Below are 26,949 nucleotides of genomic sequence, written 5' to 3' on the forward strand. Positions count from 1 at the left end.
GGCCGTACCGCCCGCCCCGTCCTGTCCCGCCCCGCCTGTCCCGTCATGAAAACGCCGCACGGCAAAGGAGTTGATCGCAGTGGTAAGTGACGGGAAGCTCGTCGACTACCTGAAGAAGGTCACCGCGGATCTGCAGCGGACCCGGCAGCGGCTGCACGAGTTGGAGTCGGCCGCGCCGGAGCCCATCGCGATCGTCTCCATCGGCTGCCGCTACCCGGGCGGTATCCAGTCCCCGGAGGATCTCTGGGAGTTCACCCGCTCCGGGAACGACGCGATCGCCGCGTTCCCCGCGGACCGCGGCTGGGAGGTGTCGGACCTCGGCTCCGGGGTCCGGCGCGAGGGCGGATTCCTGTACGAAGCAGGAGAGTTCGACGCCGGGTTCTTCGGTGTCTCGCCGCGCGAGGCGCTGGCGATGGACCCGCAGCAGCGGCTGCTCCTGGAGACCTCCTGGGAGGCCTTCGAACGGGCCGGGATCGACCCCACGGCGCTGCGGGGCAGCGACGGCGCGGTCTTCGTCGGGATGGCCGACCAGCGCTACGGCCCCCACGACGAGCAGGCCCGTCAGGAGGTCCTGGGGCACATCCTGACCGGCACCACCAGCAGCGTCGCCTCGGGTCGCCTGTCCTACACCCTGGGCCTGGAGGGCCCCGCCCTCACGGTCGACACCGCCTGCTCGTCCTCGCTGGTGGCGCTGCACCTCGCGGTCGCGGCCCTGCGGTCCGGCGAGTGCTCCTTCGCGCTGGCCGGCGGTGCCGCGGTGATGGCCGGTCCGACGCTGTTCGCCGAGTTCGCCCAGCAGGGCGGGCTCGCCGGGGACGCCAGGTGCAAGGCCTTCGCGGCCGCGGCCGACGGCACGGGATGGGGGGAGGGCGTCGCTGTTCTCCTGCTGGAGAAGCTCTCGGATGCCGAGCGGCTCGGGCACCCCGTCCTGGCCGTCGTGCGCGGCACCGCGGTCAACCAGGACGGCGCCTCCAACGGGCTCACCGCGCCGAACGGCCCGTCCCAGCAGCGGGTGATCCGCCAGGCCCTGGAGGACGCCAGGCTGAGCCCCGGTCAGGTCGACGTGGTCGAGGGCCACGGCACCGGCACCCGGCTGGGAGACCCGGTCGAGGCCCAGGCGCTGCTCGCCACCTATGGGCAGGACCGCCCGGCGGACCAGCCGCTCTGGCTCGGCTCGGTCAAGTCCAACATCGGCCACACCCAGGCGGCCTCCGGTCTGGCCGGCGTGATCAAGATGGTCATGGCGATGCGGCACGGCCTGCTGCCCGCCACGCTCCACGTGGACCGGCCGACCCCGGAGGTCGACTGGTCGGCCGGCGAGGTCCGGCTGCTGACCGAGCAGCGCGACTGGCCGCGGACCGGCCGGGCCCGGCGGTCCGCCGTCTCCTCCTTCGGCATCAGCGGCACCAACGCGCACGTGATCCTGGAGCAGGCCCCCGAGACCGGGACGACCGCGCCCGCCGACGGCAGCACCGTGCCCGACGTCACCACCGCGCCCGCCGACGTCACCACCGCGCCCGCCGGCACCACCGCGCCCGACGGCGCCCCGGTGGCGTGGCTGCTCTCCGCCCGCGGCGAGGAGGCGCTGCGGGCGCAGGCCCGCCGGCTGGGCCGGGCCGTCGCAGCCGATCCCACGGCGGCGCCGACCGACTGGGCGGCCTCGCTGGTGACGACCCGGGCCGCGCTGACCCACCGCGCCGCCGTGGTCGGAGCCGACGGTGCGCAGCTGCTGGACGGGCTCGACGCCCTCGCCCGGGGCACGGTCCACCCTGCCGTCGTGCTCGGCAGGACCCGCCCGACCGGCGGGCTCGCTTTCCTCTTCACCGGTCAGGGCGCCCAGCGCCCCGGCATGGGCCGGGGCCTGTACGAGGCGTACCCGCGGTTCGCCGAGGCCTTCGACGAGGTGTGCGCCAGGATCGACCCGCTGCTGGAGCACCCGCTCGGGGACGTCGTCCTGGCCGGAGCGCAGGTGGACGGCGAACCGCTGGTCAACCGCACCGAGTACACCCAGGCGGCGCTGTTCGCCGTGGAGGTGGCGCTGTTCCGCCTCCTGGAGCACTGGAACCTCGTCCCCGACCACCTCCTCGGCCACTCGATCGGTGAGCTGAGCGCCGCCCACGTCGCCGGGGTGCTCTCCCTGGACGACGCCTGCACCCTGGTCGCCGCCCGCGGCCGTCTCATGCAGGCGCTGCCCGCGGGCGGGGCGATGCTCGCCGTCGAGCTGCCCGAATCGGAGCTGCCCGATCTCCTGGCGGAGGCGGGCGACCTCGGACCGGTGGCGGTCGCGGCCGTCAACGGGCCCAGGTCGCTGGTGCTCTCCGGCGCCGAGGAGACGATCGAGGAACTCGCCCGGCGCTGTGCCCAGCGGGGTCACCGCCACCGTCGGCTGACGGTCAGTCATGCCTTCCACTCGCACCTCATGGACCCGATGCTGGCCGAGTTCAGGGCCGTGGCGCAGACGCTGGACTTCCGCGCCCCGCGGATCCCGATCGTCTCCGACCTGACCGGCGAGCCGGTCACCGCGGAGCAGCTGTGCTCGGCCGAGTACTGGGTGCGGCACGTCCGCGAGGCCGTCCGGTTCCACGACGGGATGCGCACCCTGCACTCCCTGGGGGTGACGGCCTGCCTCGAACTGGGCCCCGGCGGGGTGCTCACCGCGATGGCCCGCGACTGCCTCGCCGACCTCGGCGACGCGGTGGCGCTGGTCCCCGCGCTGGATCGCCATCGCGAGGAGTCGCACACCCTGCTGGCCGGCCTCGCCGAACTGCACGTCCGCGGCCGGTCGGTGGACTGGGCGGCGGTCCTCGGGGCGGACCCGGCCCGGCCGGTGCCCGCCCTGCCGACCTACGCCTTCCAGCGCCGGCGGTACTGGCTGCCGGCCAGCCCCGCCCCGACCGCCGCGCCGGCCTTCGCGGACCCGGCCGGGCACGCCGGGGACCGCCTGCTGCACCGGCTCGGCTGGGAGCCGGTCGGCCGGCCCGGGGACGGCGGCCCGGGCGGCACCTGGCTGGTGGTCGTTCCGTCCGCCGCCCAGGACGACCCGGTGGTCATCGGGGTGCTGGCGGCCCTGGAACGGCACGCGGACGGGCTCGTGACCCTGCCCGCCGGTCCGGCGGACACCGACCGGGCCGCCCTTGCCGCGCGGCTGCGGGCCGCGCTCGACGGCACCGAGGCCCCGGCGGGCGTGCTCTCCATGCTGGCTCTCGACCGGACACCGGACCCGCACGCCCCGCTGGTACCGGCCGCCCTGGCCGCGACCACGACCCTGCTCCAGGCGCTCGGCGAGGCGCAGGTGCGGGCCCCGCTCTGGTGCGTCACCCGGCGCGCGGTCTCGGTCGGCGGCGAGGACGCCCCGGCGGATCAGTCGCAGGCCTTCTTCCCGGGTCTGGGCCGGGCCGCGGCCGGCGAGTTCCCCGGCCGCTGGGGCGGCCTGATCGACCTGGCCGACGGTCCGCAGGACCACTCGGCGGTGCTGGTCGCGCTGCTCGCCGACCCGCGTGGCGAGGACGAACTCGCCGTGCGGGCCAACGGCGTGTTCGCCCGCAGGCTGACCCGGGCCGTCCGGCGGCCCGTCCGTGACCGGGCCTGGCGGTCCGGCGGCACCACCCTGATCACGGGCGACGTCGGCGCCGTCACCGCCGACCTGGTCGGCTGGCTCACCGCCGGTGCGCAGCGGCACCTGGTCCTGCTGCACCGGCCCGATCAGCCGGCTCCCGACCTCGCCGCCCTCCGGACGGACCCGGCCGACGGCAGCACCTGCGCCACCGCCCTCTGGGACGGGCACGACCCCGAGGCCCTGCGGGCGGCGCTCCCGGCCGAGTACCCGCTCACCGCCGTCGTCCACATCGAGAACCCCGGTGCGACCGCGCCCGGAGCCGAATCCGTGCTGCGCGCCGCCGAGCCGGGCCTGCTGTCCCGACAGCTGCACGACCGGGTCGCGGGCGCGGCGCTGCTCGCCGACCTGGTCCCGGACACGGACCTCGACGCCTTCGTCCTGCTGTCGTCGGTCAGCGGTGCCTGGGGCGGCGAGGACGCCGTGCACGTCCTCGCGCACGGGCTGCTGGAGTTCCTGGCCCAGCGGCTGCGCGCCGACGGGGTCCCCGCCCTCTGCGTGGGCTGGGGTCCCTGGGGCGCGGACGCGGGCCCGGACGCGCCGGTCCCGGGTGCGGAGCTCGGGCTGGTCCCGATGCGTCCGCGCCTGGCTCTGGAGGCTCTTGGCCGGGCCTTCGACGCCGACGAGGCGGTCACGGTCGTGGCGGACATCGACTGGAGCGCCTTCCACCCGCGCTTCACCGCCATCCGCTCCCGCCCGCTGGTCGCCGACCTGCCCGAGGTCCGGGCGCTGGCGGGCAACACCCCCCGGGCGGCGCGGCCGGTCCCCGCGGACCACCCGCTGGCCGCCGTCGACCCGGCGGAACTGCCGCACCGCCTGCTGGAGCTGGTCCGCGCGCACGCCGCGGCCGTCCTCGGACACCCCTCGGCCGACGCGGTCCACCCGGGCCAGCCGTTCCAGGAGCTCGGCTTCGACTCGCTGACGGCCGTCCGGTTCCGTGACCGGCTCGCGGCCGACAGCGGCCTGCCGGTTCCCGCGACGGTGGTCTTCGACTACCCGACCCCGGAGGCGGTGGCTTCGTACCTGCGCGAGGAGCTGCTCGGCGTCACCGCCGACGCCGGCCTGCCGTCCACCAGCGCAGCCGTGACCGATGAGCCCGTGGCCATCGTCGGCATGGCCTGCCGCTACCCCGGCGGCGTCACCGGACCGGAGGACCTCTGGCAGCTGGTGGTGTCCGGCGGCGACGGCATCGCGGGCTTCCCGCTCGACCGCGGCTGGGACATCGCGGCGCTGCGCCGCGGCGACGCCTCCGACGGGACGCCGATGCCGACCGAGGGCGGATTCCTGTCCGACGCCGCCGAGTTCGACGCGGGCTTCTTCGGCGTGGCGCCCCGGGAGGCGCTGGCGATGGACCCGCAGCAGCGGCTGCTGCTGGAGGTGTCCTGGGAGGCGCTGGAGCGGGCCGGGATCGACGGGTCCGCGGTGCGCGGCAGCAGCACCGGCGTCTTCTCCGGCGTGGCCGGTTCGGACTACGCCCAGGTCCTCTCCGGGGTGCCCGAGAGCGAGGGCTACCTGATGACGGGCACCGCCACCAGTGTGGTCTCGGGCCGGATCGCCTACGCCCTCGGCCTTGAGGGTCCGGCGGTCACCGTGGACACCGCGTGCTCCTCCTCGCTCGTCGCCCTGCACCTGGCCGCGCAGTCGCTGCGCAACGGTGAGTGCGACCTCGCCCTGGCCGGCGGTGTGACCGTGATGAGCACCCCGGTGGGCTTCGTGGAGTTCGCCCGGCAGAACGGTCTGGCGGCGGACGGGCGCTGCAAGTCCTTCGCGGCGGCGGCCGACGGCACCGGCTGGGCCGAGGGCGTCGGCGTCCTGGTCGTCGAGCGGCTGTCCGACGCCTTGCGCAACGGGCACCGGGTGCTCGCCACCGTGCGGGGCAGCGCGATCAACCAGGACGGCGCCTCCAACGGCCTCACCGCGCCGAACGGCCCCTCCCAGCAGCGGGTGATCCGCCGGACGCTGGCCGTCGCGGGCCTCGCCCCCCGGGACGTGGACCTCGTCGAGGCACACGGCACCGGCACCCGCCTGGGTGACCCGATCGAGGCCCAGGCGCTCCTGGCCACCTACGGCCGGGACCGCGCCGAGGACCGGCCGCTCTACCTCGGCTCCCTCAAGTCGAACATCGGCCACACGATGGCGGCGGCCGGTGTCGGCGGCGTGATCAAGGCCGTGATGGCGATCCGCAACGGCGTGCTCCCCGCGACGCTGCACGTCGACGAGCCCACCCCGCAGGTCGACTGGTCCTCCGGCGCGGTGGAGCTGCTCACCGAGAGCAGGCCGTGGCCGCGGACCGGCCGCCCGCGGCGGGCCGGCGTCTCGTCCTTCGGGATGAGCGGCACCAACGCCCACGTGATCCTGGAGCAGGCCCCCGACCAGCCGGAGCCGGCCCCCGGACCGGACCAGGAGCCGGGGTCGGTGCGGCCGTGGGTGCTCTCCGCCCGTACCGCCGAGGCGCTGCGCGCGCAGGCGGCCCGCCTGGCCGCGGAGCTGGCGGTTCGGCCGGAGCTGCCGGTCGGCGACATCGGCCACGCCCTGCTGCGCTCCCGCACCCTGTTCGAGCACCGGGCCGTCGTCCTGGGCCGGGAGCGCGGGCAGTTGACGGCGGGGCTGCGGGCCGTCGCCGACGCCGTGCCGGCGCAGGCGGTGGTGACCGGCGAGGCGCTGCCCGCCGGGCGCGGCCCGGTCTGGGTGTTCCCCGGACAGGGCGGTCAGTGGGCCGGTATGGCGGTCGAACTCCTGGACACCTCAGCGGTGTTCGCCGCCCGCTGGGCGGAGTGCGAGCGGGCGCTGGCGGCCTTCGTCGACTGGTCGCCCACCGACGTGGTGCGCGGCGCGGCCGGCGCGCCCGGGCTCGACCGGGTCGACGTCGTCCAGCCCGTGCTGTTCGCCGTCATGGTTTCGCTGGCCGAGGTCTGGCGGTCCTTCGGTGTGGTGCCGGCCGCGGTGATCGGCCACTCCCAGGGCGAGATCGCGGCCGCGTGCGTGGCCGGCGCGCTCTGCCTGGAGGACGCCGCACGCGTGGTGGCGCTGCGCGCCCGTGCGCTGGGCGCCCTCGCCGGCCGGGGCGGCATGGTCTCGCTGGCCGCGCCGCGGGCCGAGGTCGAGCCGTGGCTGGGACGCTGGGAGGGCAGGGTGTCGGTGGCGGCCGTCAACGGCCCGTCCGCCGTGGTGGTCTCCGGTGAGCCGCAGGCGCTCGACGAGGTGATGGCGCACGCACGGTCGCAGGAGATCCGCGCCAAGCGGATCGAGGTGGACTACGCCTCGCACTCGGCGCAGGTCGAGGAACTCCGGGAGGAGCTGCTGGAGGCACTGGCGCCGATCCGCCCGCGCCGGTCCGGGACCGCGTTCTTCTCCACCGTGACCGCCGGGCGCCTGGACACCGAGGGCCTGGATGCCGAGTACTGGTACCGGAACCTGCGGGAGCCGGTACTGCTCGAACCGGTCGTCAGGGAGCTGGTCGACCGGGGTCACCTGGTGTTCGTCGAGGTCAGCCCGCACCCGGTGCTGGGCGTTGCGGTCTCGGAGACCGCCGAGCGCGCCGGCGGTGAGCCGGTGGTCGTCGGCACCCTGCGCCGGGACGAGGGCGGCCTGGAGCGGATGCTCACCTCGGTGGCCGAGCTGTCCGTGAACGGCGTCCCGGTCGACTGGACGGCCGCCTACCGCGACCACCGGCCGGTCCAGGTGGACCTGCCGACCTACGCCTTCCAGCGCGAACGGTACTGGCCGCAGGCGGTGGCGCCGCAGGTGGCCGGCGATCCGGCGGACGAGCGGTTCTGGCGGGCCGTCGAGGAGCAGGACCTCGACGTCCTCGCGGACACCCTCGGGCTGGCCGACCGCACCCCGCTGGCGGACCTCGTCCCCGCCCTGTCCGCCTGGCGGTCCGGCCGCCGCGAGCAGTCGGTCCTGGACGCCTGGCGGTACCGGGTCGGCTGGTCCCGGCTCGGTGAGTCCGGCGGGCCGAACCGGCTCGCCGGCCACTGGCTGGTCGTCGTGCCCGCCGGGCTCGCCGGCCACCCGGCCGTCCTCGGCGCGGTACGCGCCGTCGAGGACCGCGCCGAGGGCACCGTCGTCCTCCGGGTCGACGAGGACGCCGTCACCGCCGAGGCCGGCGGCGAGCGTGCGGCTCTCGCCGCCGCCGTCCGGACGGCGCTGGCGGACCACCCGGCCCCGGCCGGAGTCCTCTCGCTGCTCGGGACGGACCAGGCCAGGCACCCGCGGGAGCAGGTGGTACCGCGCGGGCTCGCCCTGGCGATGATGCTGATCCAGGCCCTGCCGGACGCCGGGGTCGACGCGCCCCTGTGGTGCGCGACCCGCGGTGCGGTCGGCACCGCGGACGACGCCGGACCGGCCGACCCCGAGCAGGCCGCGCTCTGGGCGCTGGGCCGGGTGGCGGCACTGGAGGAGCCCCAGCGCTGGGGCGGCCTGATCGACCTGCCGGAGATCGTCGACGAGCGGGCCGCCCAGCGGCTGGCGCTGGTCCTGGCGGGCCTCGGCGGCGAGGACCAGGTGGCGGTGCGCCCCTCGGGCGTGTACGGCCGACGGCTGGTGCACGCCGCCGCGTCCGACTGCGCCGGGCAGCCCGGCTGGCAGCCACGCGGAACGGTCCTGGTCACCGGTGGTACCGGCGTCCTCGGCGCCCGGGTGGCGCGCTGGCTGGCCGCCGAGGGGGTGGACCACCTGGTGCTGCTCAGCCGTCGTGGCACCGCGGCCCCCGGAGCCCCGGAGCTGCGGGCCGAGCTGGCCGCCCTCGGTACCCGGGTGTCCGTGGAGGCCTGCGACACGGCCGACCGCGCGGCGCTGGCCGCGCTCGTCGACCGGGTGCAGGCCGATGGCGGACCGATCACGGCCGTGGTGCACGCCGCCGGTGCCGGTGTCCTGGGCCCGCTGGCCGAGGCGAGCCTGGACGACCTGGTGACCGTGCTGGGCGCCAAGGTCGAGGGCATCGCCAACGTGGAGGCCGTGCTCGACCCCGCGCAGCTGGAAGCGGTCGTCTACTTCTCCTCGATCACCGCCGTCTGGGGCGCCGGTGACCACGCGGTCTACGCCGCGGCCAACGCGGTGCTCGACGCCCGTGCGGAGCGGCGCCGCGCCGACGGTGTGCCGACCCTGTCCGTGGCCTGGGGGCCGTGGGCCGGCGGCGGCATGGTCGACGAGGCGATCTACGACACGCTCCGTCGCCGGGGTCTGCCGGTGATCGATCCGGACCTGGCCGTCGCCGGACTGCGGCGGATGCTGGCGGAGGGGGAGACCTCGGTCATCCTCGCCGACGTGGACTGGGAGCAGTTCGTCCCGGTGTTCACCTCGGGCCGCGACTCCCGGCTGCTCGACGAGCTGCCGCAGGCACAGCCGGAGCCCGAGCAGCCCGCGCAGGGCGGCGGCTCCGGGGCGCCCGGATCCGCCCTGGCCCGCAGGCTGGCGGAGCTGGACGAGGACCAGCGTGCGCGGGCCCTGCGTGAGCTGGTGGCCGAACACGTCGCCGCCGTGCTCGGCCACCGCGGCGCCGACGCGATCGATGTGCGGCGGGCGTTCAAGGACCTCGGCTTCGACTCGCTGACCGCGGTCGAGCTGCGGAACCGGCTGAGCACGGCCAGCGGAGTGCGGCTGCCCAGCACCATGGTCTTCGACCACCCGACCCTGGCGGCACTGGCCGAGTTCATCGGCCGGAAGGTCTTCGGCGGCCGCGAGGCCGTGCCCGCCGTCCCGGCGGTGCCGGCCGCCGCTCCCCGCCGTGACGAGCCGATCGCCATCGTCGCCATGGGCTGCCGCTACCCGGGTGGCATCGCCACGCCCGAGCAGCTGTGGCAGGCGCTGCTGGACGAGGCGGATCTGATCACCCCCTTCCCCACCGACCGCGGCTGGCCGCTGGACCGGCTCTTCGACCCGGACCCCGACGCACCCGAGTCCAGCTACGTGGACCAGGGCGGATTCCTGCACGACGCGGGGCAGTTCGACGCCGGTTTCTTCGGCATCTCGCCCCGCGAGGCCCTCTCGATGGACCCGCAGCAGCGGCTGCTGCTGGAGACCTCCTGGGAGGCGCTGGAGCGGGCCGGCATCGACCCCGGGTCGCTGCGCGGCAGCCGGACCGGCGTCTACTTCGGCATGGCCGACCAGGCCTACGGCACCCGGCTGCGGGACTCCGCCGAGCTGGAGGGCTACCTGGTCACCAGTGCCTCCGCCAGCGTGGTGTCCGGCCGGGTCTCCTACGTGCTGGGGCTCGAAGGCCCGGCCGTCACGATCGACACCGCCTGCTCGTCCTCGCTGGTCGCGCTGCACCTGGCGGCACAGTCGCTGCGGATGGGCGAGTGCGACCTGGCGATGGCGGGCGGCGTCATGGTGATGCCCGACCCGACGTCCTTCCTCGCCTTCAGCAGGCAGCGCGGTCTGGCCGCGGACGGCCGCTGCAAGTCCTTCGCGGGTGCGGCCGACGGGTTCTCGCTCGCCGAGGGCGCGGGCGTCCTCCTGGTGGAGCGGCTCTCGGACGCCCAGCGTCTGGGCCACCCGGTGCTCGCGGTGCTGCGCGGCTCGGCGATCAACCAGGACGGCGCGTCCAACGGGCTGACGGCACCCAACGGTCCCTCCCAGCAGCGGGTGATCGCCGCCGCCCTGGCGGACGCCGGTCTGTCGCCCGCCGAGGTCGACGCGGTGGAGGCGCACGGCACCGGAACCACGCTGGGCGACCCGATCGAGGCGCAGGCGATCCTGGCCTCGTACGGCCAGGGCCGACCGGAGGACCGGCCGCTCTGGCTCGGGACGCTCAAGTCCAACATCGGCCACACCCAGGCGGCGGCCGGCGTGGCCGGCGTCATGAAGATCGTGCTGGCCCTGCGCCACGGCGTCCTGCCGCGCACCCTGCACATCGACGAGCCGACCCCGCACGTGGACTGGTCGGCGGGCGCGGTGGAGCTGCTGACCGAGGCCAGGCCCTGGCCCGAGCAGGGCCGCCCGCGCCGCGCCGGTGTCTCCTCCTTCGGGATCAGCGGCACCAACGCGCACGTGATCATCGAGCAGGCCCCGGCCGACGGGCCGCAGGCCACGGCGGACGCACCGGCGGCCGGTGACGGCCGGCCGGCGATCGGGGACGGCACTCCCGTCCCGGTGGTCGTCTCCGGCCGCGGCGAGGCGGGACTGCGGGCCCAGGCCGCGCGGTTGCGCTCGTTCCTGGACGCCGAGCCCGACGCCCGGGTCCGCGACCTGGCCTGGTCGCTGGCCACGACCCGCACCGTGCTCGACCACGCGGCCGTCCTGGCGGCCGGCGACCGGGCCGACCTGGCCCGCGCCCTCGATGCGCTGGCCGAGGGCCGGGACGGTGCCGCGGTCGCGCTGGAACGGCCCGCCGAGGGCCGCGTGGCCTTCCTGTTCACCGGCCAGGGCTCGCAGCGGCCCGGCATGGGCAGCCGCCTCTACGAGGCGTACCCCGCCTACGCGCAGGCGTTCGACGCGGTCTGCGCGGAACTCGACCACTACCTGGAGCGGCCGCTGAAGGAGGTCGTGTTCGGCGCGCCCGGTACGCCCGAGGCGCAGGAGCTGAACCAGACGGTCTTCACCCAGGCCGCGCTGTTCGCGGTGGAGGTAGCCCTGTTCCGGCTGCTGGAGACCTGGGGCATCACCCCCGACTACCTGCTCGGCCACTCGATCGGCGAACTGGCCGCGGCGCACGTCGCCGGCGTCTGGTCGCTGCCGGACGCCGCCCGGGTGGTGGCGGCACGCGGCTGGCTGATGCAGGCGCTGCCGGCGGGCGGGGCCATGGTGGCCGTCGCGGCCGGTGAGGCGGAGGTCCGCGAGGCGCTGGCGCCGTTCGCGGACGGGGTGTCCGTCGCGGCCGTCAACGGGCCCGCGTCCGTCGTGCTGTCCGGCCCGGCGGCCGAGGTCGACCAGGTGGCCGCCGTCTTCGCCGAACGCGCAGTGCGGACCAGGAAGCTGACGGTCAGTCACGCCTTCCACTCGGCGCTGATGGAGCCGATGCTCGCCGACTTCGAGCGGGTGGTGGCCGGAGCGGAGTTCCACGACCCGGCCCTGCCCCTGGTGTCCAATGTGACCGGTGAACTCGCCCGTGCGGAGGAACTGCGCGACCCGGCCTACTGGAGCCGTCAGGTGCGTCAGGCCGTGCTGTTCGCGCACGGGATGGCGACCCTTGCCGAGCGCGGGGCGACCACCTTCCTGGAGATCGGCCCCGACGCGGTGCTGACCACCATGGCGGGCGAGTGCCTCGCGGCCCGGGCCGGCGATCCGGCCGGAGCGCCCGTCTGCGTCCCGGCGCTGCGCCGCGACCGGGACGAGGCCCGGACCCTGGCGACGGCCGTCGGCCGGATGCACGTGCGGGCCGGGCGGGTGAGCTGGCCGGGCCTGTTCACGGGCAGCGGTGCCGCCCGGATCGACCTGCCCACCTATGCCTTCCGGCACCAGCACTACTGGCTCGGCCTGCCGTCGGCCGGGCAGGGCGACCTGTCCGCGGCCGGTCTGCGCGAGGCGGCGCACCCGCTGCTCGGTGCGGGCGTCGACCTGCCGGAGCCGGGGGCCGTGCTGTACAGCGCCCGGTTGTCCCGGGCGGCCGGTGCCACGGACCGCTGCGAGCTGTCCGGCGGCGCGCTGGTGGAACTCGCGCTGTGGGCGGGTGGCCAGCTCGGGTACGACCGCATCGGGGAGGCCACGGCCGTCGAGCCGCTGCCGCTGCCCGAGGAGGGCGGAGTCCAGCTCCGGCTGCACGTGGCGACCGAGGACCGGGACGGGCAGCGGGCGTTCACCCTGCACGCGCGCCCCGAGGACGCGGCCGACGGCCTGTGGCGGCGGCATCTCGCCGGCGTCCTGACCGAGGCGCCCGCTGCGGCGGCCGCCCGGCCCGGCGCCTGGCCGCCGGCCGGGGCGGAGCCGGTCGACCCCGAGGAACTGCACGAGGCCTGGGCCCGTGCCGCACTCGCCGAGGACGCGGTCTCGGACGTGGTCCAGGCCGTGTGGCGGCACGGCGAGGAGTTCTTCGCCGACCTCGTGCTCGCCGAGCAGGAGGCGTCCGAGGCCGACCGGCACAGCCTGCACCCGGCCCTGCTGGCCGGGGTCGGCGAGCTGGCCGTCCTCGCGGACGTCCGGCTCGGCCGGGGCGGGCGTCGCCCCTCCGCGTGGAGCGGTGTCTCGCTGCACGCCGCCGGTGCGACCGCCCTGCGGGTCAGGCTCCGTGCGCACGGCCCTGACGCGTTCTCGGCGGAGCTCGCCGACCCGCAGGACGGGCCGGTCGCGGTGGTGGAGACGCTGTCGCTGACCGAGGCCCCCGCCCGGGGGACCGACGGCGTGGTGCGCTCCGGCAGCTTCACGGACTCGCTGTACCGGCTCGCCTGGAGTGCCGCCCCCGCCGTCGATCCGGCGGTTCCGGCCGGCGACTGGGTGGTGCTCGGCGCGGAGGACTCCTGGGCCCACGGCATCGGCAAGGCGCTGGACGCCGCGCTGGACGCCCAGGTGGACGTCCACCCCGACCTGACCGCCCTGGGGCTGGCACTCGACGCGGGCGCCGCCGTGCCGGACACGTTGGTCGTGCCGGTCGAGGCGACCTCGGGCGCGCTGGTCGAGGCGGCCCGGCAGACCGTCCACCGGACCCTGGCGATCGTTCAGCAGTTGCTGGCCGACGTCCGGCTGGCCGGCAGCAGGCTGGTCCTGGTCACCAGCGGCGCGGTCGACACCGGGCAGGCCCCGGCCGATCCCGCCGCGTCGGCGGCCTGGGGCCTGCTGCTCTCGGCGCAGGCCGAGCACCCGGACCGGTTCCTGCTGCTCGACCTCGACGATCCCGACAGCGCCGGCGACAGCCTGCTCGCCGCGATCGGCACCGCGCACGCCCTGGACGAGCCGCAGCTGGCCGTCGCCTCGGGGACGCTGCTGGTTCCGCGCCTGACCCGGGTCACCGCGCCCGCGGCCGACCGGCGGGCGCCGGTCCTCGCCGAGGGCGGCACGGTCCTGGTCACCGGCGCCACCGGTGCGATCGGCGCCCTGCTGGCTCGTCACCTGGTGACCGAGCACGGCGTGCGCCACCTCCTGCTGGTCAGCCGGCGGGGCGAGCAGGCGGACGGCGCGGCGGAGCTGCGCGCCGCCCTCACCCGCTCGGGCGCTGCCGTGACCTTCGCCGCCTGCGACGTCGCGGACCGCCAGGCGCTGGCGGCCGTGCTGGCCGCCGTCCCCGACGGGCATCCGCTGACCGCCGTCGTGCACGTGGCCGGCACCGTCGACGACGGTGTGGTGACGGCGCTCACCCCGGCGCGCGTCGACGGGGTGCTGCGGGCCAAGGTCGACGCCGCCGTCAACCTCCACGAGCTGACGAAGGACCTGGGACCGGCCAGGTTCGTCCTCTTCTCCTCCGGGACCGGAACCTTCGGTGGTGTCGGCCAGGCCAACTACGCCGCCGCCAACGCGTTCCTCGACGGCCTGGCGCGGCTGCGGCAGGCCGAGGGCCTGCCGGGCACCTCGCTGGCATGGGGGCTGTGGGACACCAGCGGAGGCATGGCCGGGAACCTGTCCGACCGCGACCTGCGGCGGATGCTGCAGGCCGGCGTCGTCCCGCTGAGCGGGGCCAAGGGCCTGGAGCTGTTCGACGCCGCGTGGGCCGGCGACGAGGCGGTCCTCGTCCCGATGCAGCTCGACCCGGCGGTCCTGCGCGGGAAGGCCGCCGGCGGCACGCTCATGGCGGCACTGCGCGGGCTGTTCCGGACACCGATGCGGCGGGCCGCCGGACCCGCGGGTGCGGGTGCCGGGGCCGGCGACGGTTTCGCGAGCCGGCTCGCCGCACTGCCCGCGGACGAGCGCCTGCGGACGCTGGTCGAGCTGGTACGCACGCAGGTCGCGGCCGTCCTCGACTATCCGTCACCCGACGGGCTGGACGCGCACCGCTCGTTCCGGGAGATCGGCTTCGACTCGCTGACGGCGGTCGAGCTGCGCAACGGCCTCGTCGCGACCACCGGCGTCCAGCTGTCGGCCGCCCTGGTGTTCGACTACCCGACGCCGACCGCACTGGCGGAGTACCTGGAGACCACGATCCTCCAGGGCATGGCGGGCGTCCGGCTGCCGCTGCTGGCCCAACTCGACCAGCTGGAGTCCGGCATGGCCGCCCTCGAACCGGGAGACGCCATGCGCGAGCAGGTGACCGCACGCCTGCGCACCCTGGTGGCCGCCTGGGACGAGGCGGGCGGGGGCCCGTCCGCCGACGTCATCGACATGCTCGACGAGGCCACCGACGAAGAGCTTTTCCACCTCATCAACACAGAGTTCGGCAAGGAATGACGCCCCCGCGTCGTTGCCGCCCGCCTCGGGCCGCAACACACCGCCCCAGACTCGCAGTTCCAACGACCGGGAGTGACTCCGATGGCCAATGAGAAGCAACTTCGCGATTACCTCAAGTGGGTGACCGCGGACCTCCACCGCGCGCGCCAGAAGCTGGCCGACCTGGAGTCACGGAGCACCGAGCCCATCGCCATCGTCGGCATGGCCTGCCGCTACCCCGGAGAGGTCCGGTCCCCCGAGGACCTGTGGAGCCTGGTCGACGAGGGCCGGGACGCGATCGGCCGGTTCCCCGACAACCGCGGCTGGGACCTGGAGAGCCTCTACGACCCGGACCCCGAGCGGGTCGGAACCTGCTATGCGCGAGAGGGCGGGTTCCTGCACGACGTCGCGCAGTTCGACTCGGGCTTCTTCGGCATCTCGCCGCGCGAGGCGACCGCGATGGATCCGCAGCAGCGGCTGCTGCTGGAGATCTCCTGGGAGGCCCTGGAGCGGGCCGGGATCGACGTGTCCGCCCTGCGCGGCAGCCGGACCGGTGTGTTCGCCGGCATGAACCAGCAGGACTACGGCACGATCCTGGCCGCCTCGGCCGAGGGGATCGACAACTACGCCTCCACGGGCACGTCCAACAGCGTGCTCTCCGGCCGGGTCTCCTACGTGCTGGGCCTGGAGGGGCCGGCCGTGACGATCGACACCGCCTGCTCGTCCTCGCTGGTCTCCCTCCACCTGGCCGCCCAGTCGCTGCGCGACGGCGAGTGCGACCTGGCGCTCGCGGGCGGTGTCACGGTGATGTCCACCACCGCCGTCCTCATCGCGCTGTCCCGGCAGCGGGCCCTGTCCGAGGACGGTCGCTGCAAGGCGTTCTCCGCGGCCGCGGACGGCGCGGGCTGGAGCGAGGGAGCCGGCGTCCTGCTGGTCGAGCGGCTCTCCGACGCCCAGCGGCTCGGGCACCCGGTGCTGGCCGTGCTCAGGGGCAGCGCGGTGAACCAGGACGGTGCCTCGAACGGGCTGACCGCGCCCAACGGCCCCTCCCAGCAGCGGGTGATCCGCCAGGCCCTCGCCAACGCCCGGCTCTCCGCGGCGGACGTGGACGCCGTCGAGGCCCACGGCACCGGCACCAGCCTGGGCGACCCGATCGAGGCCCAGGCCCTGCTCGCCACCTACGGGAGCGCCCGCCCGGCGGACCGCCCGCTCTGGCTCGGCGCGGTGAAGTCGAACATCGGCCACACGGGTGGCGCGGCCGGCGTCGCCGGCGTCATCAAGATGGTGATGGCGATCCGCAACGCCCGGCTGCCGAAGACCCTGCACGTGGACCGGCCCACCCCCAACGTGGACTGGTCGGCCGGTGCGGTGGAGCTGCTGACCGAGGCGAAGCAGTGGCCGGCGACCGGCGCCGCCCGCCGGGCCGCAGTGTCCTCCTTCGGTGTGAGCGGCACCAACGCGCACGTCATCCTGGAGCAGGCCCCCGAGGCTCCCGAGACCACTGAAGACCCCGAGGCTCCCGAGACCCCCGAGGGCGAGGAGCCGACGGCGGAGCCCGCCGCCGCGGCCGCGGCGCCGGTGGAACTCCCGGCCGTGCCGTGGCTGGTGTCCGCACGCAGCGAGCAGGGGCTCCGGGCCCAGGCCCGCAAGCTCCTCGACCAGCTGACGGAGCGTCCGCAGGCCGCCGCCGACGTCGCCTACTCCCTGGCCACCACCCGCACGGCCCTGGAGTACCGGGCCGCCGTGGTGGCCGACGACACCGCGGGGCTGCTCGACGGTCTGGCGGCACTCGCCGAGGAGCGCACCGCCGACACCCTCGCCCTCGGATCCCCGGTCAAGGGCGAGGTCGCCTTCGTCTTCCCCGGCCAGGGCTCGCAGTGGGTCGGCATGGGACGGCAACTGCTCGACAGCTCCCCGGTCTTCGCCGCGGCCGCCAACGAGTGCGCCGAGGCGATCGAGAAGCTCGTCGACTGGAAGGTGCTGGACGTCCTGCGGGACGAACCCGGGGCCCCCTCGCTGGACCGCCTCGACGTGGTCCAGCCCGTGCTGTTCACCATGATGGTGTCGCTCGCGGCGCTGTGGCGGTCCTTCGGGGTCGAGCCGACCGCGGTCGTGGGGCACTCGCAGGGCGAGATCGCCGCCGCGTACGTCTCCGGCGGGCTGTCGTTGGAGGACGCCGCCCGGGTGGTGGTGCTGCGCAGCCGCGCCTGGCTGACGCTGGACGGGCGCGGTGGCATGGTCTCGGTCCTCCTGCCGGTCGGTCAGGTGACGGAGATGCTGGCCCGCTGGGGCGAGCGCCTCTCGGTGGCCGCCGTCAACAGCCCCAGGTCCTGCACCGTCGCCGGGGACCCACAGGCCTGCGACGAACTGGTCGCGGCCTGCGACGCCGAGGGTGTGCGGGCCCGCCGGATCACCAGCGCCAGCGGGGCGGGCCACTCGGCCCACGTGGACGTGCTGCGCGACCGGGTCCTGGCGGATCTGGCGCCGGTGGCGCCGCGGCCCGGCGACGTCCCGTTCTACTCGACCGTCACCGGCGGCCAGCTGGACACCGCCGGGCTCGACACCGACTACTGGTGGCGCAACATGCGCCAGCCGGTGGAGTTCGAGCAGGCGGTGCGGTCGGTGCTCCGCGACGGACGGCGGATCCTCATCGAGATGAGCCCCCACCCGGTCATGATGATGTTCCTCCAGGAGATCATCGAGGACAGCGGGAACGCGGCGCGGGCCTGCGCCACGCTGCGCCGCAACGAGGGCGGCCTCGCCCGGATGATGACCTCGCTCGCCGAGGCCCAGCTGGGCGGCGCCCGGGTGGACTGGCCCGCGGTGTTCGCCGGCACCGGTGCCGAGCGGGTGGAGCTGCCGACCTACGCCTTCCAGCGGCAGCACTTCTGGTCCGACACCCGGGGCGCGGGCACAGACGTCGGTTCCGTGGGCCTGGGCTCGGTGGACCACCCGCTGATGGGTGCCCTGATGCTGACGGCCGGCGACGACGGCGCGGTGCTCACCGGCCGGCTGTCGCTGCGCACCCAGCCCTGGCTCGCCGGACACGCCGTCATGGACCAGGTGGTGTTCCCGGGGACGGGCTTCGTCGAACTCGCGGTGCTGGCCGGCGACCAGGTCGGCTGCGGCCGGATCGAGGAGCTGACCCTCCAGGTGCCGCTCATCGTCCCGCGCACCGGCGGGATCGTGGTCCAGGTCCGGCTGGAGGCGCCCGACGAGACCGGCGCCCGCCTGCTGACCGTCTACTCCAGGCCCGAGGGCAGCGGCACCGATGTGGTGTGGACCCGGCACGCCACCGGCACCGTTGCCGAGGCCCGGCCCGAGGCCGCCGAGCCCTCGGCCGAGTCGTGGCCGCCGGCCGGCGCCGAGGCGGTCGACACGGCCGGCCTCTACGAGCGGATGGCCCAGGCCGGATACCAGTACGGCCCCGAGTTCCAGGGGCTGACCGCGCTGTGGCGCCGTGGCTCCGAGGTGTTCGCCGAGGTCCGGCTGCCGCGGCAGCAGACCTCCGAGGCCGAGCGCTTCGGCCTGCACCCGGCGCTGTTCGACGCCGCCCTGCACGCGATGTTCGCCATGGGCACCGGGCAGGACGGCGTGGGCATGCCCTTCTCCTGGTCCGGCGTGGAACTGCACGCCTCGGGCGCCTCGCGCCTGCGCGTGCGGATCTCCCGGGAGCACGGGGACACCGTCTCGCTGCTGCTGACCGACGACACCGGTGGCCGCGTCGCCTGCGTCGACTCGCTGATCGTCCGTCCGATGAACGGCGCGGCCCTGTCGGCGGCCAAGGAGGACTCGCTCTACCGGATCGACTGGCGCGCCGCCCAGATCGAGGGCACGACGCCGCCCTGCGCCGTCCTCGGCGAGGCGGGCGGCCTCGCCGCGGCGCTGCCCGGCAGCACGCTGTTCGCCGGTCTGTCCGACCTCCTCTCGGCCGCCGACGCGCCGGGGACCGTGCTCTATCCCGTCCCCGAGCACACCGGTGGGCCCGGCGCCTGGGAACCGGTCGTCACCCTCCTGGAGTTCGTGCAGTCGTGGCTCGCCGAGGAGCGCCTGGAGCGCACCCGGCTGGTGCTGGTGACCCGCGGGGCGATGGCGGCACAGGATGGCGAGGACGTCACCGACCTGGCGGCCTCCGGAGTCTGGGGCCTGGTCAGGTCCGCCCAGTCGGAGCACCCGGGACGGTTCGTCCTGGTCGACCTCGACGGCAGCCAGGAATCGCTGGCCGCCCTCGGCGGCGCACTGGCCTCGGGCGAGGACCAGCTGGCCGTCCGCGCGGGCCGCACCACCGTGCCGCGGCTGGTGCGCTGGGACCGCACCGCGACCGCACTCCCGCCGGTCGGGGAGAGCGCGTGGCGGCTGGAGAACACCAGCCCCGGCAGTTTCGAGGGACTGGAGCTGGTTCCTTACCGCGAGGCCCTGGAGCCGCTGGCGCCCCATCAGGTGCGGCTGGCGATCCGTGCCGTCGGCATGAACTTCAAGGACGTCGTGGTCGCCCTCGACCTCGTTCCGGGACTGAGCGGGCTGGGCGGCGAGGTCGCCGGCGTGGTGATCGAGGTCGGCTCCGACGTGCACGACCTCGCGGCCGGCGACCGGGTGATGGGCCTGTGCACCGAGACGTTCGGGCCGGTCGGGGTGACCGACCAGCGCCTGCTGGTCCCGATGCCCAAGGGCTGGACCTTCGACCAGGCCGCCGCCGTGCCCGTGGCCTATACGACGGCCTACTACGGCCTGGTCGACCTCGCGGGACTGCGTCCCGGACAGTCGGTGCTCATCCACGCCGCTGCCGGCGGTGTCGGCGTCGCCGCCACCCAGCTGGCCCGGCACCTGGGCGCCGAGGTCTACGGCACCGCCAGCCCCGGCAAGTGGCCGACCCTGCACGCGTACGGCCTGGACACCGAGCACATCGCTAACTCCCGCACCCTGGAGTTCGAGGAGCAGTTCCTGGCGGCCACCGGCGGCCGGGGCATGGACGTGGTCCTCGACTGCCTGGCCGGGGAGTTCGTCGACGCGGGCCTGCGCCTGCTGCCGCGCGGCGGCCGCTTCCTGGAGATGGGCAAGACCGACAAGCGCGACCCGCAGCAGACCGCCGAGCAGTACCCCGGTGTCGGCTACCAGGCGTACGACCTCCTGGAGGCCGGCCCCGACCGGATGCGGGAGATGCTGCTGGAGATCCTGGAGCTGTTCGAGGCGGGCATCCTGCGGCACTCCCCGGTGACCACCTGGGACGTGCGGCGCGCCAGGGACGCGTTCCGCGCCCTGAGCCAGGCCCGCCTGGTGGGCAAGGCCGTGCTGACCATCCCCCGGCCGCTCTGGCCGGAGCACGGCACCGTCCTGGTGACCGGCGGCACCGGCCTGCTCGGCGGTCTGCTCGCCCGCCACCTCGTCACCCGGCACGGCGTGCGCCACCTGGTCCTCACCAGCCGCCGCGGTGCCGAGGCCCCCGGCGCCGCCGAACTCGCCGCCGAACTGACCGAGGCCGGAGCCCAGGTCACCGTCGCGGCCTGCGACACGGCCGACCGCGAGTCGCTGCGCGAGGTCCTGGCGGCCATCCCAGCGGACCGGCCGCTCACCGGCGTGATCCACGCGGCCGGCGTGCTGTGGGACGGACTGATCGAGTCCATGAGCGCCGAGCAGGCCGCCGCGGTCCTGCGTCCCAAGGTCCAGGGCGCGATCAACCTGCACGAGTTGACCGCGGACATGGAACTCTCGGTCTTCGTGCTCTTCTCCTCCCTCGCCGGAATCATGGGCGGACCGGGCCAGGCCAACTACGCCGCCGCCAACGCGATGCTGGACGCCCTGGCCCAGCACCGCAGGGCCGCCGGCCTGCCCGGGCTCTCCCTGCCCTGGGGCTTCTGGGAGCAGCGCAGCGAGCAGTCCGCGCACCTGGACGAGCGCGACATGAACCGGCTCAGCCGGGGCGGCGTCCTGCCGCTGGCCAGCGAGGAGGGCCTGGCGCTCTTCGACACGGCCTGCCGCACGGACAGCGCCGTCCTGGTGCCGGTCAGGCTCGACCCGGCGGCCATCGGAGCCCGCGGAACCGCGGTGCCGCCGATCATGCGGGCCCTGGTGCGGACCACCGCCCGCCGCAGCGCCCGCTCCTCGGCCGCCGACGCCGGTTCGCTGCGCGAGCAGCTGGTCCGGCTGACCGGCCCCGAGCGGACCCGCACCCTGCTGCAGCTGGTCCGCGGACAGGCCGCCGCGGTGCTCGGACACGCGGACACCGAGGCGATCGTGGCCGCGCAGCCGTTCAAGGAACTCGGCTTCGACTCGCTGAGCGCGGTCGAGTTCCGCAACCGCCTGGCCACCGCGACCGGGCTGCGGCTGCCCGTCACCCTGGTGTTCGACCACCCCACGCCCAACCACCTCACCCGGCACCTGCACGATCAGCTGCTCGGCGAGTCGGCGACCGCCGAGCCCGCCGCGCCGGCCACCGCGGCCGCCGGCCCGGCGCGCCCGGCCGACGACGAGCTGGCGATCGTGGCCATGGCCTGCCGCTACCCCGGCGGGATCACCACCCCCGAGGACCTCTGGGACCTCGTCGTGGCGGAGCGGGAGGGCATCTCCGGCTTCCCGACCGACCGCGGCTGGGCGACCCGGGAGCCGGCCGCGGCCGAGGCTGCCGCGGCCCCGCCCCAGCAGGGCGGATTCGTGCACGACGCCGCGCTGTTCGACGCGGGATTCTTCGGGATCGCCCCCCGCGAGGCGCTCACCATGGACCCGCAGCAGCGGTTGCTGCTGGAGACCGCGTGGGAGGCCGTGGAGCGGGCCGGGATCGACCCCACCTCGCTGCGCGGCAGCCGCACCGGCGTGTTCGTCGGCGCCTCCGCACAGGGCTACGCGGCGCTGTTCCCGCGCGGCTCGGAGAGCATGGCCGGCTACGGCGTGACCGGTACCTCGACCAGCGTGGTGACCGGCCGGGTCTCCTACACGCTGGGCCTGGAGGGACCGGCGGTGACCGTGGACACCGCCTGCTCGTCCTCGCTCGTGGCCCTGCACACCGCCATGCAGTCGCTGGACAACGGCGAGTGCGACCTGGCGCTGGCGGGCGGTGTGGCGATCATGGCCAGCCCGTTCCTCTTCGACGACTTCCACCGGCAGGGCGGCATGTCCTCCGACGGCCGCTGCCGCGCTTTCTCCGCCGCGGCGGACGGCACCGGATGGGCCGAGGGCGTCGGCCTGCTCCTGGTCGAACGACTGTCCGACGCCCGGCGCAACGGCCACCCGGTGCTCGCCGTCCTGCGCGGCTCGGCGATCAACCAGGACGGCGCGTCCAACGGTCTGACCGCCCCGAGCGGCCCGTCCCAGCAGCGGGTGATCCGCCAGGCCCTCGCCAACGCCGGACTGTCCAGCGCGGACGTGGACCTCGTCGAGGCCCACGGCACCGGAACCACCCTGGGCGACCCGATCGAGGCCCAGGCGGTGCTGGCCACCTACGGCCAGGACCGGCCCGAGGACCAGCCGCTGTGGCTGGGCTCCATCAAGTCCAACATCGGCCACGCCCAGGCCGCGGCCGGCGTCGGCGGCGTGATCAAGATGGTGATGGCGCTCCAGCAGGGCCTGATGCCCCGCTCGCTCCACATCGACGAGCCCACCCCGCACGTGGACTGGTCCGCGGGCGCGGTGGAACTGCTCGCCGAGGCCAGGCCGTGGCCGCGGACCGGCCACCCCCGCCGGGCGGCGGTCTCCTCCTTCGGTGTCAGCGGCACCAACGCCCACGTCATCCTGGAGCAGGCCCCCGCGGACGAGCCCGCCGACCGCCCCGCCGAACCGGCCGCCCTCCCGGCCGTGCCGTGGGTGCTGTCCGGTCACAGTGAAGCCGGCCTGCGCGCCCAGGCGAAGCGGCTGATCGACACCCTCCGGGACCACCCCGGAGCGGACCTCACCGACCTGGGCTACTCGCTCGCCACCGGCCGGGCCGCCCTGGCGGAGCGTGCCGCGCTGCTGGTCTCCGATGTCACGCAGGCCGTCACGGCGCTGACCGGCCTCGCGGCCGGCGAGGCCCCGCGCGAGCTGATCCGCGGCACGGCGATGGACGGCGGACTCGCCGTCCTGCTCTCCGGCCAGGGCGCTCAGCGCCCGGGCATGGGCCGCGGCCTGCACGAGGCCTTCCCGGTGTTCGCCGAGGCCTTCGACAGCGCGGCCGCGCTGCTCGACCCGCTGCTCGACCGGCCGCTGCGCGAGGTCGTCTTCGCCGACCAGGGCACCGAGGAGGCGGCCGAACTCGACCGCACCTCGTTCACCCAGCCCGCACTGTTCGCGGTCGAGGTCGCACTCTTCCGGCTGCTCGAATCCTGGGGCGTCCGGCCGCAGTACCTCCTCGGCCACTCGGTCGGCGAGATCAGCGCCGCCCACCTCGCCGGGTCGCTCTCCCTCGCCGACGCCTGCACCCTGATCGCCGCCCGCGGCCGCCTGATGCAGGCGCTTCCCGAGGGCGGCGCGATGCTGGCGGTGGCCGCCGGCGAGTCCGAGGTCACCGCGGCGCTCGCCGAGGTCCTGGGAGCCGACGCCGGCACGGTCGGCATCGCCGCCGTCAACGCCCCCGAGGCGCTGGTGGTCTCCGGACCGGGCGAGGCCGTCGGGAAGCTCGCCGACCACTTCGCGGCCGCCGGCCGCCGCACCCGGCAGCTGACGGTCAGCCACGCCTTCCACTCCCCGCTGATGGAGCCGATGCTGGCCGAGTTCGCCGGGACCGTCGCCGGTCTGTCCTGGCAGCCGCCGCAGATCCCGATCGTCTCCGACGCCACCGGCGAACTGCTCACCGCCGAGGAGATCTGCGCACCCGAGTACTGGGTCGAGCACGTCCGCAGGACGGTCCGCTTCGCCGACGGTGTCGTGACCCTCGCCCGCCAAGGGGTCACCACCCTCCTGGAACTCGGCCCGGACAGCGTCCTCACCCCGCTGGCGCAGGACTGCCTGGACGCCGCCGCGAACGCCGCCCGGCGCGACCGGAGCCCGGCCTGCGTCCCGGCACTGCGCCGCGACCGGCCGGAGGCCGAGACCCTGCTCGCGGCGGTCGCCGCCGTCCACGCCTCCGGTGTGGCGGTCGACTGGCCGGCGGTCTTCGCCGGCACCGGCGCCGCCCGGGTCGACCTGCCCACCTACGCCTTCCAGCGGGACCGCTACTGGCCCGACCACCTGCCGGCCGACCACGGCGATCTCGCCGCGGCGGGCCTGAACACCACCGGGCACCCCCTGCTGGGCGCCTGGGTGGCCTCCGCCTCCGGTGACGAGGTGCTGTTCACCGGCGAACTCGCGACCACCAGCCAGCGCTGGCTCGCCGACCACGCGGTGCTGGACAACGTGCTCTTCCCGGGCACCGGTTTCGTCGAACTCGCCCTGTGGGCCGGGGCCCAGCTCGATTGCGAGGTCCTGGAGGACCTCGCGCTGCAGAGCCCGCTGATCCTCCCCGACCGGTCCGGTGTCCGGATCCAGGTCGTGGTCGGCCGGGCGGACGACTCCGGCCGTCGCACGGTGGCCGTCTACTCGCGCGCCACGCCCACCGCCGAGTGGATCCGGCACGCGGAGGGTCTGCTCGCCCCCGGGGCCGAGTCGCCGGCCGGCGGTGACGAGGGTGGCGTCTGGCCGCCCGAGGGCGCCGAACCGGTGGACCTCGACGGCTTCTACGAGCGGCTGATCGACGCCGGCTTCACCTACGGCCCCACCTTCCGCGGGCTGCGCGCCGCCTGGCGGCGCGGCGGCGAGGTCTTCACCGAGGTCGCCCTGCCCGAGGAGGCGGCCGACTCCGTGTCGGCCTTCGCCGCCCATCCGGCCCTGCTGGACGCGGCCCTGCACGGCCTCGGCTTCCTGCCCACGGCCCAGCGGCCCGATTCGCCCGGCCCCCGCCTGCCGTTCTCCTGGCAGGGAGTCTCCCTGCACCAGGCCGGGGCGCGGGCGCTGCGGGTCCGGCTCTTCGAGACCGGCCCCGAGACGGTCGCGCTGTCGATCGCCGACTCGGTCGGCCGGCCCGTCGCGGCCGTCCAGGCGCTGACCGTCCGGGAGACCTCCCGCGACCAGCTCGCCCGCGCCGCCGGCGGCCGCGAGGGGCTGCACCGCACCTCCTGGATCCCGGCCCCGGCCGTGCCCGGCAGCACGGACGACGGCCGCTGGGCCGTGCTCGGCAGCGCCGACGCCCTGACCGGGCTCGGCCGGCCCGCCGACCGCTACCCCGACCTCGCCGCACTGCTCGGCGCACTCGATGAGGGTGCCGCCGTTCCGGACACCCTGCTCGTCCCGTGCCCGCCGCCGGCGGCGGGAGCCGATCTGGACCCCGCCGTGGTCCGGGAGAGCGTCCACCGGAGTCTGGACCTGCTCCGGCTCTGGGTCGCGGACGACCGGCTCGCCGCCGCCCGGCTGGTGCTCTGCACCCGGGGCGCGGTCGCGGCCCAGGCGGGCGAAGGCGTCGACGACCTCGCCGGCGCCGCCCTCTGGGGGCTCGGCCGGGCAGCCCAGCTGGAGAACCCCGACCGCATCGTCCTGGTCGACCTCGACAACCTGTCAGGGGCCGACCGCGCCCTGCCGGCCGCGGTCGAGCTGGCCCGTTCCCTCGGCGAACCGCAGATCGCCGTCCGCGGCGGCACGCTGCTGACCCCCCGTCTCACCCCGCTCCGGGACGCCGGGGACACCGGGCCCGCGTCCTCCTGGAGCCCCGACGGCACGGTGCTCGTCACCGGAGCCACCGGGCTGCTCGGCAGCCTGGTCGCCCGGCGGCTGGTCACCGAGCACGGCGTGCGGCACCTCGTGCTGGCCAGCCGGCGCGGGGCCGGTGCGCCCGGCGCGGACGGGCTGCGCGAAGAGCTGACCGCCCTCGGGGCGACCGTCCGGCTGGCCGCCTGTGATGTCGCCGACCGGCAGGCGCTCGCCGAGCTGCTCGCCGCCGTCCCGGCACGGCATCCGCTGTCCGGCGTGGTCCACACCGCCGGCGTGGTGGACGACGGACTGCTCGGCTCGCTGGAGCGCGAGCAGGTCGACCGGGTGCTCAGGGCGAAGGTCGACGCGGCGCTGAACCTGCACGAACTCACGTCGGGACTCGACCTCACGGCGTTCGTGGTCTTCTCCTCGCTCGCCGGGACGCTCGGTGGCGCCGGGCAGGCCAACTACGCCGCGGCCAACGCCTTCCTGGACGCGCTCTGTGTGCGCCGCGCCGCGGCGGGGCTGCCCGCGGTCTCGCTGGGCTGGGGCCCGTGGGAGAGCAGCGGGGGCATGGCCGCCGCGGTCGGCCAGGCCGACCTCAAGCGGATCGCCCGGGCCGGCCTGCTGCAGCTCGGCGCGGATGAGGGCATGGAGCTGTTCGACGCGGCCCTCGCGTCCGGCGAGACGGTCCTCCTGCCGTTCAAGCTGGACCCGGCGGTCCGCACCGAGGGCTTCGGTGGCGAGACGGTCCCCGCCATGATGCGGGGCCTGGCGGGCAACGCCCGCCGCACGCTCGCCCCCGTCGCCTCGGCCGGCCTGGTGGAACGGCTGCGCCGCCTCCCGGAGACCGAACGCGAGACGGCGCTCACCGACCTGGTTCGGGCGGAGGCGGCCAGGGCGGTCGGGCTCCCCTCGGAGGCGGCGGTGCCGGCCGGCGGGGCGTTCAAGAGCCTCGGATTCGACTCGCTGATGGCGGTGGACCTGCGCAATCGCCTCGGCGCCGTCACCGGCGTACGGCTCCCGGCAACGCTGATCTTCGATCACCCGACCCCGACGGCGCTGGCCGAGTTCCTGCTCGACCGGCTCGCCCTCGGCAGCGTGCCGGACACCAGCCCGGTCCTGCTGGCGCTCGAAGGACTGGAGACGGCCGTGCAGTCCCTCGCCGGCGAGGACGGCGGACGCCCGGCGATGGCCAGCCGCCTGCGGGTGCTGCTGGCCAAGCTGGAGGAGGGACCTGCCCGGGACGATGACGAGGACGACGACCTCGATCTCGACTCGGTGTCCGCGGAAGAACTCGTCAGCATGATCGGCGACGAGTTCGGCATCCGCTGACGGAGATACCGCACAGGTGCGGCCGGCGCCCTTCACGCGCCGGCCGCACCGCCGCGGGGATCCGGCGATCCCGCGATCTAGGGGGTCGCTCCGCGGAAGTAGGGGTGGCAGCGCAAGGTCGGAGGGCTGACTGGGGGTTACCT

The 26,949-nt window shown here is 75.6% G+C and carries 2 protein-coding genes; both read left to right on the forward strand.

What is annotated here, in order from left to right; translation table 11 throughout:
- Window positions 1-79 precede the first annotated feature (79 nt).
- Window positions 80-14,866, forward strand: coding sequence for a type I polyketide synthase (locus tag ACFZB9_RS36265; protein WP_391454349.1), 14,787 nt, complete (start codon window positions 80-82; stop codon window positions 14,864-14,866).
- A gap of 72 nt (window positions 14,867-14,938) precedes the next feature.
- Window positions 14,939-26,806 carry an SDR family NAD(P)-dependent oxidoreductase gene (locus ACFZB9_RS36270; protein ID WP_391454351.1) on the forward strand — a complete coding sequence of 3,956 codons (11,868 nt, stop codon included), beginning with the start codon at window positions 14,939-14,941 and terminating at the stop codon, window positions 26,804-26,806.
- Window positions 26,807-26,949: the final 143 nt, after the last annotated feature.

The organism is Kitasatospora sp. NPDC008050 (assembly GCF_042957465.1).
Classification (GTDB): Bacteria; Actinomycetota; Actinomycetes; order Streptomycetales; family Streptomycetaceae; genus Kitasatospora.